15 protein-coding genes are annotated in these 18,705 nt (G+C 42.8%); 7 read left to right on the top strand and 8 right to left on the bottom strand.

What is annotated here, in order from left to right; genetic code table 11:
* Positions 1–37 precede the first annotated feature (37 nt).
* Positions 38–2,506 (bottom strand): glycoside hydrolase family 31 protein, encoded by a 2,469-nt coding sequence (locus GS399_RS17595; protein ID WP_160845970.1) that lies wholly within the window; start codon positions 2,504–2,506, stop codon positions 38–40.
* A gap of 182 nt (positions 2,507–2,688) precedes the next feature.
* Between GS399_RS17595 and GS399_RS17590 the strand changes: the two genes are divergently transcribed.
* Genes GS399_RS17590 through GS399_RS17580 form a run of 3 tightly spaced genes read left to right on the top strand, consistent with a single transcriptional unit; the run spans position 2,689 to position 6,501 of the window.
* Positions 2,689–5,130, top strand: a complete 2,442-nt coding sequence (locus GS399_RS17590) for a penicillin acylase family protein (RefSeq protein WP_160845969.1) — start codon at positions 2,689–2,691, stop codon at positions 5,128–5,130.
* Complete coding sequence (locus tag GS399_RS17585; RefSeq protein WP_160845968.1) at positions 5,127–5,498, top strand: hypothetical protein; 372 nt, start codon at positions 5,127–5,129, stop codon at positions 5,496–5,498. The genes GS399_RS17590 and GS399_RS17585 overlap by 4 nt, the downstream gene beginning before the upstream one ends.
* A 16-nt stretch (positions 5,499–5,514) precedes the next feature.
* Complete coding sequence (locus tag GS399_RS17580; protein ID WP_369410132.1) at positions 5,515–6,501, top strand: LuxE/PaaK family acyltransferase; 987 nt, start codon at positions 5,515–5,517, stop codon at positions 6,499–6,501.
* 31 nt (positions 6,502–6,532) lie between these two features.
* Here GS399_RS17580 and GS399_RS17575 read toward each other — a convergent pair whose 3' ends face one another.
* Together GS399_RS17575 and tyrS are read right to left on the bottom strand one after the other, a co-directional pair.
* Positions 6,533–6,814: a hypothetical protein gene (locus GS399_RS17575; protein ID WP_160845966.1), complete on the bottom strand. Its 282-nt coding sequence runs from the start codon at positions 6,812–6,814 to the stop codon at positions 6,533–6,535.
* A gap of 60 nt (positions 6,815–6,874) precedes the next feature.
* Complete coding sequence (gene tyrS / locus GS399_RS17570; protein WP_160845965.1) at positions 6,875–8,158, bottom strand: tyrosine--tRNA ligase; 1,284 nt, start codon at positions 8,156–8,158, stop codon at positions 6,875–6,877.
* A gap of 78 nt (positions 8,159–8,236) precedes the next feature.
* On the opposite strand from tyrS, the gene GS399_RS17565 reads away from it, so the two are divergent.
* Complete coding sequence (locus tag GS399_RS17565; protein ID WP_160845964.1) at positions 8,237–8,821, top strand: NUDIX domain-containing protein; 585 nt, start codon at positions 8,237–8,239, stop codon at positions 8,819–8,821.
* 17 nt (positions 8,822–8,838) lie between these two features.
* Complete coding sequence (locus GS399_RS17560) at positions 8,839–9,516, top strand: hypothetical protein (protein WP_160845963.1); 678 nt, start codon at positions 8,839–8,841, stop codon at positions 9,514–9,516.
* Here GS399_RS17560 and GS399_RS17555 read toward each other — a convergent pair.
* Positions 9,506–10,540 (bottom strand): MBL fold metallo-hydrolase, encoded by a 1,035-nt coding sequence (locus tag GS399_RS17555; RefSeq protein WP_160845962.1) that lies wholly within the window; start codon positions 10,538–10,540, stop codon positions 9,506–9,508. The genes GS399_RS17560 and GS399_RS17555 overlap by 11 nt on opposite strands.
* Positions 10,541–10,807: 267 nt before the next feature.
* On the opposite strand from GS399_RS17555, the gene ligA reads away from it, so the two are divergent.
* On the top strand, positions 10,808–12,820 hold the full coding sequence (gene ligA, locus GS399_RS17550; protein ID WP_160845961.1) for an NAD-dependent DNA ligase LigA: 2,013 nt from the start codon (positions 10,808–10,810) through the stop codon (positions 12,818–12,820).
* Between the two features lie 52 nt (positions 12,821–12,872).
* Entirely contained in the window at positions 12,873–13,751 is an 879-nt protein-coding gene (gene dapA / locus GS399_RS17545) for a 4-hydroxy-tetrahydrodipicolinate synthase (protein ID WP_160845960.1), read from the top strand.
* Positions 13,752–13,800: 49 nt separating this feature from the next.
* Here dapA and GS399_RS17540 read toward each other — a convergent pair whose 3' ends face one another.
* The 4 genes from GS399_RS17540 to ftsA all read right to left on the bottom strand — a co-directional run bounded on the left by GS399_RS17540 (position 13,801) and on the right by ftsA (position 18,704).
* The gene (locus GS399_RS17540) at positions 13,801–13,989 is read right to left on the bottom strand and encodes a BF3379 family histone-like protein (RefSeq protein ID WP_160845959.1); all 189 of its coding nucleotides are present in this window, start codon (positions 13,987–13,989) and stop codon (positions 13,801–13,803) included.
* Between the two features lie 188 nt (positions 13,990–14,177).
* Entirely contained in the window at positions 14,178–15,422 is a 1,245-nt protein-coding gene (locus GS399_RS17535; RefSeq protein WP_160845958.1) for an aminotransferase class I/II-fold pyridoxal phosphate-dependent enzyme, read from the bottom strand.
* Between the two features lie 156 nt (positions 15,423–15,578).
* On the bottom strand, positions 15,579–17,225 hold the full coding sequence (ftsZ, locus tag GS399_RS17530; protein ID WP_160845957.1) for a cell division protein FtsZ: 1,647 nt from the start codon (positions 17,223–17,225) through the stop codon (positions 15,579–15,581).
* A gap of 126 nt (positions 17,226–17,351) precedes the next feature.
* The gene (ftsA, locus tag GS399_RS17525; RefSeq protein WP_160845956.1) at positions 17,352–18,704 is read right to left on the bottom strand and encodes a cell division protein FtsA; all 1,353 of its coding nucleotides are present in this window, start codon (positions 18,702–18,704) and stop codon (positions 17,352–17,354) included.
* Position 18,705: the final 1 nt, after the last annotated feature.

Raw genomic sequence — 18,705 nt, 5'->3', positions numbered from 1 at the left:
AGTGTTTTACCGTAAAATGTTTGTCGGTAACCATATTTTAAGCCAATATCTGAATATTCCTGAAATTTTTACTCGCCTGAATCCGAATACGATGCAAGTCGTCAACTTCCAATGACCCTGTATAATCGCGGTTGTCAATTATCACGCGAGAAGGCGTAAAAGGAAGACTGATGATTTTCAAATCATAAGTTTCATATCTTGGCGTGAACAGACCTTCGATAGATTGCTTGATGGTCATTGAGGTAGCGTCTCCATTGACAAGGAATTTCTTTTCCATGTAGATATCCTGCTCGTATGCAAACGTATCGCCATGGTCCTCGTAATAAAAAGACCTGACTTCGTAATCAGAGTAATAAACCTGGAACATAAACTCATCAACCTCAAATTCGTTGACGTATTGCATAAGCGGTGATTCAGGAATTACAGATCCCGCTTTTACGAAGATTGGCAAACTGTCCAGCGGAGTTGCAACAGTTATTTCCCGGCCACCCTCAATCAGTTCGTGTGTCCAGTAATCATACCATTTTCCTTTCGGCAGATATACAACCATCTGCTGAATGCCTGGCTCAGTAACAGGTGCTACAAGTATTTTGTCGCCGAATGTAAATTCATTTTCCCGGTAATGATTGGTTTTATCCTCCTGCTCAAGCATTACTACTGGACGTAAAATCGGAAAACCGTATTTGTGATGCTCCCAGAAAGCAGAATAAATATAGGGAAGAAGGCGATAGCGCAGCTCGATAAATTTCCTGTTTATCGCTTCGTATACCTCGCCAAAACTCCATGGTTCGCGTTCGCGGGTGTCTCCGGCCGAATGTGCGCGCATGAAGGGCGAGAACACTCCGAACTGTATCCAACGTGTAAAAAGCTCGGCATCGGGCTCGCCGCTGAAACCGCCGATATCAGTTCCGCAGAATGATATTCCTGAGACGGAAAGACGCTGCAACTGAACGCTTCCTAACTTCAGGTGTTCCCAGGAAGCAACATTGTCACCAGTCCAAACTGATGAATATCGCTGCACTCCCGAATAACCGGCGCGTGTTATTGTGAAAGGCCGTTTGTTTTTATATAGTTTTTTCAAGCCATTATAGGTCGCCCTAACCATTTGCATGCCGTACACGTTGTGCGCTTTACGATGTGATCCGCGATGGCCGTCAAAGTTATGGCGAACATCAACCGGGAAGGTTCCTGAACCAAAAACGGCCGGCTCATTCATATCGTTCCATACACCCGCAACACCGGCGTCAACCAATCCTTCAAACAATGTTCCCCACCAATCGCGAACTTCAGGATTTGTAAAATCCGGAAACTGACATCGTCCGGGCCATACATAGCCTTCCATAAAGTAATCGTCACAGCGGCGGCAGAAATATTTCTTCTCCTTTCCTTCGCGGAAAACCCAGTAATTATCATCCACTTTAATTCCCGGGTCAATAATAACGACCGTTCTAAAACCGTCGTCTGCCAGTTCCTTAACCATTCGTTTAGGATCCGGGAAGTATTTTTTATTCCAGGTAAAACACCTGTAGCCATCCATGTAATCGATATCCAGGTAAATGGCATCACAAGGAATCTTGCGTTCCCTAAAATTGCGTGCCAGGTCTTTTATTTTACTTTCCGGATAGTAGCTCCAGCGACATTGGTGAAATCCAAGGGCCCATAACGGCGGCATTGGATGTGTACCTGTCAACGAATGATAACGTTTAACTACGTCCATCATTTTCGGACCATGGATATAATAGTACTGCAGCTCCCCGCCGTCTGCCCAGAAACTCGTTTTACCGTTGTCTTCATGAGCAAAATCAAAGTAAGATTTAAATGTATTGTCGAAGAAAATGCCGTACGCGGTTTCATCGCTAAGGCCTATGTAAAAAGGTATCGACCGGTATAAGGGATCCTGGTCTTTAGCGAATGAATAGGTATCCGAATTCCAGTTGACAAGGCGCTTTCCACGTAAATTGAAGTTGGCAGTTTTATCCCCCAGCCCAAAAAAGCTTTCCTCAGCGCTCGCCTTTTTTGTAGCGTACACGTAATAACCACCAAAATCACTGTTTTCTTCCCAGTGCATCGGAGCCTGATCCTGGTTAATTATCACGTCCTGGTTATCGGCGAACGAGATCAGGCACGTCTCTTTGTCGATGATACAGGTTACCGTATTGGTAGATACGCGGTAATTTTTCTCGTCTTCCCGAAATGAAAATACGGTGACGCGCTTGGTGTTCTCGGGGACTGCATAAGAGAATTCTTCCAAAAAAGCACCGTGCGGAGCGAGCCTGATCCTGATTATTTCATCGCTTACCACTCTAACTTCTACTTTAGCTACGCCATCAGAAAAATAGAAATTGTTATTATTTTGAGAGTATTCAACAATTTTAGTAAGGTATTTCTTTTCGATCGCTGTTAAGCCGACAATCGGGTTATTTACGTGCTGAATACCGTCATCTAGTTGATCGATTGTTAATTCGGGATTTACATCAGGTGCTGCAGGTGGGTTCAATTCATCCATAGTCAATTCTTTACGCTACAATTTTATCAATTTTTGTGACTTTAATTGATATTAGCTTATAAATTTAAGCTTTTCGATAACAATCTGACTGCCAAGTTTTTGAATCCCTGAAAGAAACAGCCTTTCAATTTAATGGCTATGACATACTAAATGTTTTAAATATCTTAACACAAATTATCAGTATGAAAATCGTCAAAGCCGCTGCTTTCTTTGTTTTTGCATTGATTTTGGTAATCGTTTTAAATACAAAATTTGGCAAAATCCCCCCGCTTCTGCGTTTTCTTGACCCATTTGCAGGTTTCTGGCAAAATGCTGAACCAGGAGAAATTAACGGTTCCGAAAATTTAGCAATGAAAGGGCTTAAAGAAAATGTCGAAATTGTTTTCGATGAACATCTTGTTCCGCACATATTTGCGCAAAACGACTATGATGCTTATTACGCGCAAGGTTACATTACAGCGAAATATCGCCTGTGGCAAATGGATTTTCAGACGCGTTTTGCAGCCGGAAGACTTAGTGAAGTTGTTGGGCCCGCGGCGATAGAACTCGACAAATATCAGCGAAGAATGGGTATGGGTTACGGAGCCGAAAATTTGATGAAAGCTCTTGAAAAGAACCCTGAAATGAAGGCTATAATAAACGCCTACGCAGACGGTGTGAATAGTTATATACGTTCGTTGAGCCCCAAGAATTATCCAATTGAATTTAAAATACTCGATTACAATCCAGAGCTGTGGAAACCAATAAACACTGCCTACCTTCTTAAGATGATGTCGGCAACACTGGCGGGAGGTTCTGATGAATTTTACATGAGCAATATCCTGAAAAAATTCGGCAAAGATGTTACAACAAATCTTTTCCCCGATGTAACGTTCCAGGACGATCCGATCATTCCAAAAGGTATTAAATGGGATTTCAAACCGATCAAATCACCTGTTGTGCCGGCCGGTTATCCCTTAAATACGACTGATGTTCATACTGCGGAACGTCGTGAAGGCATTGGCAGTAATAACTGGGCAATCTCTGGAGAAAAGTCAGCGAGCGGATTACCAATTCTTTGCAACGACCCGCACCTCGATCTGAGCCTTCCATCGATCTGGTTCCAGGTTCAGTTACATACTCCGCAAATGAATGTCTACGGCGTTTCATTGCCGGGGTCGCCCTGCGTAGTGATTGGATTCAACCAGGATGTGGCCTGGGGCGTTACGAATACCGGTTCGGATGTGTTAGACTGGTACAGCGTAACGTTTAAGGATGCCAGCCAAAACCAGTACAAATATGACAACAAATGGCTTAATGTAAAAAGGCGGATCGAAACGATTGCAGTTCGTGGAGGAAAAACGATTAAGGACACTGTTATTTATACAAACCACGGGCCGGTGGTTTATCTCGATAAGCAAAAACCAAAACAGCTCCGCCGGGCACAAAATGTTCCGACGGGTTATGCTCTGCGCTGGATCGCTCACGACGCTCCAAACATCGACGTGGCAACCTTCTATTACCTCAACCGCGCCAAAAATTATGAAGATTACAGGAAGGCCTTAACTTATTACTCGTCGCCCGCACAAAATTTCGCTTTCGCGGATAACAAAAACGATATCGCCATCACTTCCAATGGCTACTTTCCCATTAAATGGAAAGAGCAGGGAAAATTCCTGCTCGACGGCTCAAACCCGGTTAACGACTGGCAGGGGCGTATTCCGGTAGAGCAAAACCCGACTGTTAAAAATCCGAAACGGAAGTTCGTCAGCTCGGCGAACCAGGTTTTAACTGATCAAACTTATCCCTATTACCTGGGGTGGGAATATGCGCCAAATGACCGGGCACAGCGAATAAACCGAAAGCTGACCGTTATGGACAAGGCGACCATCGACTCAATGAGATTGATGCAGGATGACAATTACAGCGTTCTTGCTGAAAATATGATGCCTGTACTCCTATCGAACGTAAACCGGGAGAATCTTTCTGCCAGCGAAGGCGAAGCTTTTTATCGCGTGAGAAAATGGAATAAATTTTATAACAGCGGAGAGATCGGCGCCAGCATTTTTGAAATATGGCAAGCGGCTTTGAAACTGGAAATATGGAAAGATGATTTTGACGACACGGATCTGCCCATGCGTTTTCCTTTGCGTGCGAGAATGGTTCAGCTCCTGTTGAAGGAACCGAATTCCAAATGGTTCGACAATATTCATACCCCGCAAAAAGAAACTATGCAGGATGATATCGAAAAATCATTCAAGTTCGCCGTTGACAGTCTTGAGCGAAAATTTGGGCCGATCGGAAAGTCCTGGGAATGGGGTAATGTCAAATCCCGGCCAATAAATCATCTTGCGGCGATGCCAGGATTCGGTTCGAAAAAAATACTGAATGGAGGTTCTTCCGCTTCAATCAACGCGATGAGTGATAATCATGGCCCTTCGTGGCGGATGGTTGTGGCGTTAGGAAAAACTTCAACCGGTTATGGCGTTTACCCGGGCGGACAATCGGGCAATCCGGGCAGTTTTTATTATGACGATATGGTGAACACCTGGATGACAGGGAAACTAAATACCTTACATTTCATGCAAACACCAGGCGAAAAGTCTGTAAAAATAATTCGAACTGTAAATCTAAAAAGCAAATGAAACTATTTGTTCTGATACTGGCATCCTCATTTTTATTACAGCTGTTTTTACCCTGGTGGATGATCGCCATCGTTAGCTTTATTTTGTCTGCGTGGCTGGCTACAAGCTCAAAAATTGCTTTTCGAGCCGCGTTTTGGGCCATATTTATCCTTTGGCTGGCCGTTTGCCTGTATCAGACACTTCCCAATCAAAATATACTGGCCAACAGAGTTGCGCAGCTATTTATGTTGCCCGACACTAAATTTAGCTGGATAGCGATATTGTTAGTAAGCTGTTTATTGGGCGCTTTGGTCGCCGGATTTTCCGGATTGGCCGGGTATTATGCTGGCCAGCTTTTACCTAAACAAACTGCTTCGAATAAAGCCTAACAATTATCTTTGCAGGGTGAACACGATCACTCAGGAAGAAATTTTTTCAATCAAATCTCATAAAGAATTCGAAAAACTCGCCTTGCGGGTATTTTTTCACCAGTATAAACATTGCAAGGTTTACAGCGACTTCGTAACTAACCTGGGAATTAAACCTCAAATGATTAAGTCGATCGGGGACATTCCGTTTCTGCCTATCGAGTTTTTCAAGAATCACCAGGTTGTATCAACTAATAATTCTGCGGAAGTCATCTTTACCAGCTCCGGCACTACGGGCACGTCGCAAAGCCGCCATCTTGTGTCGGATGTTTCCTGGTATATTAAGAGCTTCAGACAAGGATTTAAGCAATTTTACGGCAACATTAAAGATTTTGCGTTCCTGGCGCTGTTGCCTTCGTACCTGGAGCGTGAGGGATCGTCGTTGATATACATGATTGATGATCTGATAAGGGAAAGCGGCCATTCGCAAAGCGGATATTTCTTATATAATCACCAGGAGCTTTTTGAGATTCTACAGTCGCTGAAAAACTCAAAAACGCCAACTATTCTTATGGGCGTAACATTTGCCCTGCTGGATTTTATTGAAACCTATTCGATCGATTTTCCTGAACTTGTAATTATGGAAACCGGCGGAATGAAAGGACGGAGAAAAGAAATGATCCGGGAAGAGCTGCACGCAATTTTGTGCGAAGGCTTTGGCGTTCCTTCTATACACTCGGAATACGGAATGACAGAACTTCTATCACAGGCATATTCATTGGGTGATGGGATATTTCATTGCCCGGCCTGGATGAAGGTCCTGGTACGTGACACAAATGATCCGTTAAGTATTCTTGGCACCGGCGCTACGGGTGGAATAAATGTAATCGACCTGGCAAATATTAACTCGTGTTCCTTTATCGCCACACAGGACTTAGGAAAACTGCGTGAAGACGGCCGCTTTGAAGTTTTGGGCCGCTTTGATAACAGCGATATACGCGGTTGTAATTTGCTGGTACAATAAAGGCAGCCTTTCCGACTGCCTTATTCATTAGTTATTGACGCTTTACGAATTTGTGAAAGGTACTTTCTTCGCCGTCAGCTTTCTTATCCTGGTAAAGAAAATCCAGTTTGTTGTCGTCAAAGTTCTGGAAAAAATCATCCCAGTCTATCTTTTCAAAATTATCATCGTCACTGCTTTTATCAGGAAAATGAATACGCAGTACGCCTTCATCTTCATCCTTACCAGTGCCTTTAATTTTTGCAGGAACGCCGCCACGCTCCTCCGCCCAGGCTTTGATCTTGTTATGATCGTGCGTTTGATTTGATGTGCTCATAGCTGTATTGTTAGATGTACAGCTAATAACATCTGGCGGGATTGATTGTTTATCAGGCAATTAGTCGGCTATTAATAAAAAATAATTTTTCTTACCCTTTTGTGCGACAATAAATCGGCCGTTGATCAGGTCATCTGTGTTGTACAGTTGATCAGGTCCGGTTACTTTTTCTTTATTTACCGAAACGCCACCACCCTGGATCATTTTTTTTGCTTCGCCCTTTGAGGCAAATACTGCCGACTTTTCAGCGAGCAGATCTACGACATTGATACCATCGGCCAAGTCAGATTTTGCATAAGAATATTGCGGAATGCCGTCGAACACTTCTAAAACCTCTTCATTATCCAGGTCTTTTAAGAACTCGAGGGATCCATTTCCAAACAAAAAATCGGATGTTTTCAAGGCCGTTTTCAACGCCTCCTCAGAGTGAGTACGAACGGTTATCTCTTCGGCTAATGCCTTTTGCAAAGCACGCTGGTGTGGCGCCACGGTATGTCCGGCTTCGATTGCTTCGATTTCCTCCTTAGTTTTTAACGAGAATATCCGGATCCAGTTTTTTGCATCGTCATCACTGGCATTTAACCAAAACTGGTAGAATTTATACGGTGATGTCTTTTTTGGATCCAGCCAAACCGCACCGCTTTCAGTTTTACCGAATTTCGTACCGTCGGCTTTTTTGATAAGCTGTGTAGTAATGGCGAAAGCAGTTCCCGAATCTTTACGACGAATCAGTTCCGTACCGGTCACGATATTTCCCCATTGGTCGGAACCGCCCATCTGAACTTTACAATCCTTATTTTTCCAGAGCCAGTAAAAATCATAACCCTGAACCAACTGGTAAGAAAACTCGGTAAATGACATGCCCGTTTCGCCCTCCAGGCGCTTTTTAACGGAGTCTTTTGCCATCATGTAATTTACAGTAATATGCTTTCCCACGTCGCGGATAAAGTCAAGGAAATTAAATGATTTAAACCAATCGTAATTATTGACCATTTCGGCGCTGTTGGTATCACAATTAAAATCGAGGAATTTCTTAAGCTGATCTTCCAGGCGCGCCACATTGTGATTAAGCACGTCTTCTGAAAGCAAATTACGCTCGGCAGATTTCCCTGACGGGTCGCCCACCATTCCGGTAGCACCTCCCACTAAAGCGTAAGGCTTATGGCCGGCGCGCTGAAAGTGGATCAGCGTCATAATCTGTGTTAAATGCCCTACATGTAATGAATCAGCTGTTGGATCGAACCCGATATAACCGGAAACCATTCCTTTATTCAGTTCGTCTTCCGTTCCGGGCATGATATCCTGTAACATGCCTCTCCAGCGTAATTCTTCAACAAAATTCATACGATATAATTGCTTTTAAGGCTGCAAAGATAGGAGAATCAATTAAAACCCCATACCGTTCGTTTACGTTATAAAGTCATGGCCGGAATTGAAATAACTGATACCAAAACGCTAAGTGATAAAAAGTACAAGCTCGAGGAAGTTTCATTTAAAAGAACAAATTCCAAGGGCAAGGAAATAAGCCAGAAACGGGAAGTTTACCGGCGCGGAGCCAGTACAAGTATTTTGCTTTATGATGAATCCCGTAAGACCGTTCTTTTTACCAAGCAGTTCAGGTTGCCGGTATACCTGCGTCAGCACAATGATGGAACGCTGATCGAAGCTTGTGCGGGATTAATCGATGAAGGCGAGCTTCCGGAACAAACCATTATCCGTGAAGTAGAAGAAGAAACCGGTTACCGTATTTCTGAAATCAGGAAGATATACGAAGCATACTTGTCGCCTGCGTCATTGACCGAACTAATGCATTTTTATGTGGGGCGGTATAGCCCTGATTTAAACGTTTCTGCCGGCGGTGGACTGGAGAATGAAGGTGAAGATGTTGAAACGCTCGAACTAACATTTGAGGATGCAAAAAAAGCGCTTGAAAGCGGTAAAATTAACGATGCAAAAACCATCATACTTTTACAATACGCTATGTTACAGGGCATTATAGCTATATAATTCGTATATTGCAGCTAATGAACTTTTTGTCGCATTACTATTTTGATCGCGAAGTGACCAATCCCGAAAGGATACTGGGAATGGTACTGCCTGACCTTCTAAAAAATGCGAACAAAAAATGGGTCATCCACCCCAACCGTCATCATGCAGCTCTGCGGGCAGATAAGGATCTGAATAACATTTTAGAAGGATGGAACCGGCACCTAGCCGTAGACGCTTACTTCCATTCTTCGGATTTTTTCTACAGGCACACGCAGCAAATACGAACGGCAATCGCGCCGTTAATTACCGACTCTCCCGTTCGCCCCTCATTCCTGGCGCATATAGGTTTGGAACTCATGCTTGATAGTCTATTAATCACACAAAATCAACTGGATGCACATAACTTTTACACATTAATCGCTTCCGTAAACAGCAAGAAAGTCGACAATTTTTTAAAGGTTAACCAGATTTTTCACACGAACAGTTTTTTTGACTTTTTTGAAGAGTTTATTTCCTCAGCCTATCTTCATTCTTACAGTGACTATGAAAGTATCACCTACGCGCTTGAAAAGATATGCATGCGCCTTTGGAACAAGCCATTTACGATTGCTCAGAAATCACAATTAACGGATACTTTTAATGCTTACCAGGAGGTCTTGTTAAAAGATTACCAGTTAATTTTCGACCAGATAGAATCGGAGATTAATGATTAATGTCCCACCATCTCTTGTTGGGATAAGATTCGTGAAGTGTTACAATTTCGCCAATTAAAGGTGTAGTAGTTTTTAGATTCTTCCTTTTTGCCTCAGCCGTTACACGATCAGCGGAATCATGCCAGGAATGAAGCGCCAGTGTAAATTTCGCCCAGTGTACAGGCATCAAAACCTGTGCCTTTAAGTCGATGGCTGCCTGAACGGTTTCTTCCGGCGTCATGTGGATATAGGGCCAGCTATCCCCGTATTGCCCGCATTCGAGCAAAGCAATATCGAACGGTCCATACTTTTCGCCAACCTGCTTAAAAGTGTCATCATAGCCAGAATCGCCTCCAAGAAAGATTTTTGAATCCCCGGCTTTCAAGATAAAAGACGACCAGAGCGTTTGAAACCGTTTTATCCCACGACCTGAAAAATGCCTGGCTGGTGCCGCTGTAAGCTCGATAGAATGAGTAATTTTTACACTTTCCCACCAATCCAGTTCGGTTATCGAAGCCGGTTTTATTCCCCAATATTCCAAATGAGAACCAACGCCAAGTGAGGTAAAAAAATGCCTGGTCCTGGATTTAAGCTTTAAAATTGTCTCATAGTCCAGGTGGTCATAATGATCATGCGTTAAAATAACGGCGTCCAGATCAGGCATGTCATCAGCCTGGTAAGTATTGCTTCCGGGAAAAGCTTTTCCAAAAAAATCAAACGGTGACGCATGCCCGCTAAAAACCGGATCGATAAGCAATTTTATGCCATTTACATCGAGCAGATAAGAAGAATGCCCAAACCAAACGATATTGATTTTGCCGTTCTCAAGCTTTCTTAAATCTGTGTTAACGGATGGAAGTTCGGCCGATGGCTGTGTATTTTTCGGCTTGTTTAAAAAATCAAGCATTACTTTGAAAAACGATGCGGTTTTCAGCATCACATCCGTTGGTTCCTGATTTTGAAACGCACCTGACCTATAATGAGGCGATCTTTTAATACGGCTTAACCTGGAACCGGATGGCAATTGCCCAAAGGCTTTAAACATAAAAGTTTGTGCTAGACGATAAATTTACTGCCGGCAAAGATATTCAAAGTGGAAATGCAATTTACCATGCGAATCTAAGAAGTGATGAACTATATATTTGAACTGGCACTAGACGCGAATTAAAAACAAACGAATAATTACCTTTCTTCCGATTTATTGCCGAACGGTTCGTTTTCATCGGCATTGCAAACGTTTTAAGTGGGTTTCCAGAACTGCTAAATTCAAGTTTACATCACACAATCATAACGAAATATTTATCTTCGTTGCATGTCGATTTCTGATATTAAAGACCGCATGGAAGCGCTGGTTATTGAACTTAATCAGCATAACTACAATTACTATGTACTTGCCCAGCCAACAATTTCTGACTTTGAATTCGACCAGAAACTGAAGCAACTGGCTGAGCTTGAAAAAAATCATCCCGAATTTCAGAATGAGGATTCGCCAACGCAAAAAGTTGGCGGCGAGATTACCAAAGAGTTTAAAACAGTCAAACATCGGTGGCCCATGCTATCGCTGGGAAACACTTACAGCGAACAAGATTTAAAGGATTTTGATGAACGGGTACGTAAAGCCATCGGCAACGACTTTGAGTATGTTTGTGAGTTAAAGTTCGATGGCCTGTCGATGAGTCTTACTTACCAGGATGGGAAACTAGCTAGAGCGGTAACCAGGGGCGACGGTTCGAAAGGCGACGATGTAACAACCAATATCAAGACCATCAACAAAATTCCCAAGCAGCTAAAAGGCAGCGGTTATTCATATGAATTTGAAATCCGGGGCGAAGTGTTTATGCACCGTGCGGCTTTTGAACGGTTAAATAATGAGCGAATCGAAAAAGGTGAAATTCCATACGCTAATCCACGAAACTTTGCCGCTGGCACCGTGAAACTGCAGGATTCGAAGGAAGTTGCCCGTCGACCACTTGACTGCTTTTTATACTTCCTTTATACCGAAAAGCAATTGTTTAAAACACACTGGGAAAGCCTTAATACAGTTAAGAATTGGGGATTTCATGTCTGCGAACACAACAAGCTTTGTAAAAACATTGATGAGGTATTAGACTTTATTCATTACTGGGACAAGAATCGTTTTAATCTTAGCTATGATATTGACGGGATTGTTTTAAAAGTAAACAGCTACGCGCAGCAACATGAACTTGGGTTTACGGCTAAGTCGCCAAGATGGGCTATTTCCTACAAATACAAAGCCGAGCAGGTAGAAACAGTTTTGGAAAGCGTTACCTACCAGGTCGGCAGAACCGGTGCTGTAACTCCGGTTGCCAACCTGAAGCCGGTTTTGTTAGCCGGAACAACCGTAAAACGCGCTACCTTACATAATGCTAACGAAATTGAAAGACTCGATCTTCACGAGAAGGACACCGTATTTGTTGAAAAAGGTGGTGAAATAATTCCGAAGATCATCAGTGTGAATACACTGAAACGAACTGACGGAGCAACTAAAATGGTCTATCCATCCTGTTGCCCGGAATGCGGAACAGACCTCATCCGCAAAGAAGGCGAAGCAGTTCATTATTGCCCAAACGATGAAGCCTGTCCGCCTCAGATCGTTGGAAAAATACAGCATTTCATAAGCCGTAAGGCAATGAATATCGACGGTTTAGGTAATGAGACCATCGAAGCCTTTTATCGCAACGGCCTTATCGAGCATATCAGTGACTTGTACACGCTTTATGAACGGCGTGATGATCTAAAGAACGTGGAACGGTTCGGTGAGAAATCCATCAGTAACATGCTGGAAGGTATCGAAACTTCCAAGCAAATGCCTTTTGAAAAAGTTCTTTTCGGACTGGGTATCCGTTACGTCGGCGAAACCGTAGCTAAAAAGATCGCTTCTTATTTCAGGAATATCGATAGTCTGATCAATTCCAGTTTTGAGGAACTTACATCCGTTGACGAGATCGGAGATCGGATCGCAGAAAGTATCATTGAGTATTTTAAAGATGTCAAACATCTCCAGCAGGTTGAAAAATTAAGGCAGGCAGGACTGCAATTTGAATCGGATGATCAACCGGTGGTGCTGGCGAGCGATAAGCTGGAAGGAAAATCATTTATTATATCCGGTGTATTTGAAAGTTTCAGCAGAGAAGAACTTACTGAACTGATCCAATCGAATGGCGGAAAAATTCTTAGCAGTATCTCAGGCAAATTAAACTACGTTGTAGCAGGCGATAACATGGGCCCATCAAAGCTTGAAAAAGCAAATAAATTAAACATTCCTATTATCTCCGAGCAGGATGTTTTAGAGATGATTAAATAATACTTTAAATTTGCGCGCCGATTTTCAGTTCGGCTATAATTGAATAAACCAAATGAACAAATTTTATGGAACCGGAGTCGCACTAGTTACTCCGTTCAACGAAAATGGCTCCGTTGATTACCAGGGGCTTAAAAAACTTATCGACTTCCAGATTGACGGGGGTGTAAACTATTTGGTGTCATTAGGCACAACCGGCGAAACCGCTACCTTAACTAAGGAAGAAAAGAAGGACATTTGGGATTTTACTTCAGAAACAGTTGCGGGCCGTGTTCCCATTGTCGCCGGAATTGGTGGAAATAACACAACCGAAATCATTGACGCTATTAAAGGCTTTGACAGCGCTGGCTTTGACGCGGTGCTTTCTGTAAGCCCTTATTATAACAAGCCAACGCAGGAAGGCATTTACCAGCATTATAAGGCAATAGCCGAGGCATCAGAGCTTCCTGTCATACTTTATAATGTGCCGGGACGAACAGGCTCAAATATGACATCGCAAACAACCTTACGCCTTGCTCATGACTTTGACAACATCATCGCCATAAAAGAGGCTGCTGGAAATTTCGAACAGTTCAGTGAGATTCTTAGAGATAAGCCAGAGGATTTCCTGTTTATTTCGGGTGATGACCCGGTGACGTTGCCCCTGATAGCTATGGGAGCAGCGGGAATTATCTCGGTTGTCGGCAATGCTTTACCTAAAGTACTTTCTGATATGGTTAATTTATGCCTGGACGGAAAATTTGCTGAAGCAAGGCAGGCACATTTCGACTTACTTGAAATTACCCGTTTGTGTTTTGTGGAAGGAAATCCGGCTGGTGTAAAAGCTGCATTACAGCAACGGGAAATATGTAAAAATTTCGTACGTCTGCCGTTGGTACCGGCTAGCGATCAAACTTCCCAGCTCATTGCGAAGGAACTTGTAAAATTCTTATAAAAGTAAATGCCCGCAATAACGGGCATTTTACTTTTATATCTGATACTGGCTATTTCTTTGCAGTTTCTTTGTTTTTTGATTCCTGAACTTCAAGTCTGATAGACTGAGCCAAGTTTTTTAAATCCTGCATGCCTTTTCGTACACGCGTTCCTGCTGCACTGTTACCTTTGTTGTAAAATTTGTCGGCATCAGCTTCAAGGCTGGCAATCAGGCTTTTCACTTCATTAAATTTTTTCATTTTCAGTTACTCTTTAGTTTGATGAGGTTTTGTTAATTAATGCTTTAAGCTAATGTAAAGGCTTTTTTTGTAAAAAGAAATAGTTCCTTTTATAAAATAAAGTCCCATTATCAATTATTTTTCCACATTTTTTATCAACCGAAAACAAAAAAACCCGGCCTGGACCGGGTTCTGTATCTTTATTCAGATTACACGCTTAACGCAGGATTCATCTCTTTATAAAAGCCCTGATTTAATTTCTCTTTTACCTCTGAGAACGCGCTTACTGTACGTTCAACGTCTTCCAGCGTGTGCATAGCTGTTGGAATTATTCTAAGCTCAATCAGGCCTTTAGGAATTACAGGATAAACTACTATTGAACAAAATATACCGTAATTTTCACGTAGATCCATAGTGATCGCTGTGGCTTCACTCAATTCGCCTTTCACGAATACCGGAGTCACCATCGAATTCGTAGCGCCAAGATCGAAACCTTTTTCACGTAATCCTTTCTGTAATGCCATAGCTACCGTCCACAACCGCTCTCTAAGCTCCGGACGACCTTTCAATAGTTCCAAACGCTTACGTAATCCCAATACCATTGGCATTGGCAATGATTTAGCGAAGGTTTGAGAACGCATATTATAACGAAGGTAATTAACAGTATCTTCTGTCGACGCGACAAACGCGCCAATCCCGGCCATTGCTTTTGCGAACGTTCCAAAATAAACGTCAACGCCGTCAATACAATCCTGGGCTTCGTGTGTACCGGCTCCTGTTTTTCCCATTGTACCGAATCCATGCGCGTCGTCAACAAGCAAACGGAAATTGAATTCATTTTTCAGATCGACAATTTCTTTCAATTTCCCCTGCGCTCCTGACATTCCAAAAACACCTTCGGTGATTACAAGGATACCGCCCCCAGTTTGTTCAACAAGTTTTGTAGCCCTTTCAAGCTGTTTGCGGCAGCTGTCGATATCGTTGTGCTGATAAACAAAACGTTTACCCATATGCAGACGAACGCCGTCTATGATACATGCGTGCGACTCAGCGTCATATACAACTACATCATTGCGATCAACCAGCGTATCAATGATAGAAACCATTCCCTGGTAACCATAGTTCAATAGAAACGCATCCTGTTTACCTACAAATTCGGCAAGATCTTTCTCAAGCGCCTCATGGTGGTTTGAGTTACCCGACATCATGCGCGCACCCATTGGATAAGCCATCCCGAATTCTGCAGCGGCTTTAGCATCCGCTTCGCGCACTTCCGGATCGTTTGCTAAACCAAGGTAATTATTCAGGCTCCATACCAAATGTTCTTTTCCCCGAAATTTCATATGAGGGGCTATATCACCTTCTAACTTAGGAAATGAAAAATATCCATGAGACCATTTAAGGTGCTGGCCGAGAGGGCCCATATTTTTAGAAATCTTTTCGAATAAATCCAACGCTCTGTTATTTAAGTTAATAAAAAAGGAATGCAAATTTACGATTTATTACTTTACATAAAAATAAACCGTTTTCAAAACTGGTTCACAATCCTAGATATAAATACTAAAAAAGCCCTTACAATGTTTGTAAAGGCTTCTTCTTTGTTGTGATAATTAGTCTACATTATCATGCAGAAAAGAGTTATTAGGGCGGATTTCGGTAATCCCTTCTTCGTTAGACAAAGTAAAACGTGAAACCTGCGATTCCGATGAATGCGGCACCTGCTGTAATGACATTTGCTTGCGTTTATATGCTGGCTCATTTTCAAGCTCCTGCAAGCCATTTGCAGAACGTAACTTCATGCTCAAATCTTTCAGGCGAAGAATACGTTCCTTAGATTTCCGAAGCTGTTCTTCGATCGATTCGTCAGTTTTATTTTCGTCAGGATTATATGCCTGCGGTGTTGGCAATTCCGGCTCGGGTTGCTGGAACTCGAATCCTGGAGTTTCGACTTCCTTTACTTCGTTTATAGTCTCGCTGAACGAAAACTCTGATTCAGTAATTTTCAAACCAAATTCAAACACTGGTTCAACCGGCGCGACAGGCTCTTTTTCTTCCTCTATAAGATTATGCTTTACTACCCGCTCGTTATCAGCTTTTACCGGCTCTGGCTGTGAAGTATAACCGCCACCAAATAGATCCGCCTGAGGTTCACGAACCTGGGGTTTCAATACCGGCTCGGCTGCCTTCTCCGGCTGTGCTTCTTCAATAAATGAATTGTGCACCGGTTTAATAAGCGGCGTATTATCCGGTGTCAGCATCGAAACTTTACGCTGCTGGCTCTTTTCAACTTCACGCTCTTCCTTGGTTTGAAATCCGGTAGCGATAATCGTTACAGATATCTTTTCACCCAGATTTTCATCAATACAGTTTCCCCAGATCAGATCAGCAGCTAAACCTGCCTCCTGCTGGATATAATCTGTTATGATGCTCACTTCGTCCATCGAAACTTCTTTCGACCCTGAACTGATATTTAATAAAATATAACGAGCGCCTTCAATTTCATTATCCTTCAACAACGGTGAAGCAAGCGCTCCTTCAACCGCACGCAAGGCACGGCTTTCACCCTCAGCCGAGTAGCTACCCATTATAGCAACTCCGCTTTCCTGCATCACGGTACGAACATCTTTAAAGTCGACGTTTATATAACCGGGAATGGTGATGATCTCTGCGATTCCTTTCGCGGCCGTAGTTAAAATGTTATCAGCTTCAGCAAACGCGGAACTAAGCGTAAGATTTCCAAAAATTTCACGCAACCTGTCATTTGAAATTACCAGATATGAATCCACATATTTCTTGAATTCATTTAAGCCTTCCTCCGCTTGTAGTTTACGGCGCTTTCCTTCAAATGAAAACGGGGTGGTTATAATTCCGACGGTTAATATATCAAGTTCTTTAGCTGCTTTAGCTATAATAGGGCTTGCACCGGTTCCTGTTCCACCGCCCATTCCGGCAGTGATAAACAACATTTTCGTGTTGTTCCCAAGCATCTGCTTAATATCATCAATATTCTCAATAGCAGAGTTTTTCCCAACCTCAGGTATAGATCCGGCACCCATTCCTTCTGTTAAACTTGCACCTAACTGAACTTTATTAGGTATCGGGCTTAACTCAAGAGCCTGGGCATCGGTGTTACAAATTATAAAGTCGACACCGGTAATCCCCTGCCTGTACATATGATTAACGGCATTGCCACCGCCACCACCAACACCGATCACTTTGATGATCGATGATTTTTCTTTGAGCATTTCAAACTGCATATCGTTAATAATGAATTAAGTAGATTTCGTTCATGTGTACTATCTTCCAAACGTAATATTAGAGAATTTTGCACAAGGGTTTTCCACAATTGTTAAGAATGTTGAAAACTTTCCTGTTGTTGAAAATTATCGGATATAATCCTCATCCTTGATATCGTCCTTGATAAATTTGGCACCGCTTTGGAGTAATTTATCAAACAAGCCAAACGATTTTTTACTCTTTTCAACAGGCTTTTGCTTCTCCATATAAACACCCGGCTGTTTCAGCATTTCTTCCACTTCCTCAGCTTTTTGTATCCCCTTAATGAGCAAACCGATACCGGTTGCAAACATCGGGCTTCTCAAATCTTCATAAATATTTTTTGGCAAGGTTTCATTCTTTGCGAGGTGTTCATTTGGGTAACCGACGCGGCAATCTAATCCCGTAACATATTCAACAAGTTGTGGTAAATGCTTTAGTTGTGAGCCTCCACCAGTGATCACGATACCCGCAATCAATTTCTTCTCGTAACCTGATGCTTTGATTTCGTAATAAACGTGTTCGATGATTTCCTCCATCCGTGCCTGGATAACGTAGGCAAGGTTTTTTACAGAGATTTCCTTTGGTTCGCGGCCACGCAATCCCGGAACGCAGATAATTTCATTTTCCTTATTTTCATCGGCCAAAGCTGAACCAAAGCGAGTTTTCAGCAATTCAGCCTGGTTACGCATTACTGAACAACCTTCGCGAATATCTTCCGTTACACTGTTTCCACCGAACGGAATAACGGCCGTATGACGAATAATGCCTTCGTGGAAAATGGCTAAATCAGTTGTGCCACCACCAATATCAACCAATACAACGCCAGCTTCCTTTTCTTCGTCGCTTAATACCGACTCGGAGGAGGCCAGAGGCTCAAGGATCAGCTCCTGGGTTTCCAATCCCGCATTGCTTACGCATTTCAGGATGTTTTTAACAGCACTTACATGCCCCGAAATGATATGAAAGTTAGCCTCAAGACGTACGCCTGCCATCCCGATCGGATCTTTAATTCCCGGCTCATTGTCCACGGTAAATTCCTGCGGCAAAACATGGATGATCTCTTCTCCAGGAGGCATCACCAGTTTATACATGTCCTCGATCAGCTTTTCAATATCTTTCCGCTGGATCTCATTCTGAAGGTCCTTCCTTGTCAGAATTCCACGATGCTGCAAGCTTTTGATATGCTGTCCTGCAATACCAACATTTACAATTTTCACGTCTACATTCGATTGCGAGCTGGCATCATCAACTGCTTGGGAAATACCCTGAACAGTTTTTTGAATATTTGACACAACACCACGTGTAACGCCGGCCGATTCCGCCTTTCCTATTCCTAAAATCTCAATTTTTCCGTGCGAACTTCTGCGTCCAACGGTTACACAAATTTTGGTTGTTCCTATATCCAATCCAACTACAATTGGGGAACTTTTGGCCTGTGTAGATGCACCTTTTTCCATA

The organism is Hufsiella arboris (assembly GCF_009834875.1).
Lineage (GTDB): Bacteria > Bacteroidota > Bacteroidia > Sphingobacteriales > Sphingobacteriaceae > Hufsiella_A > Hufsiella_A arboris.
This window is presented reverse-complemented; position numbering and strand designations above follow the sequence as displayed.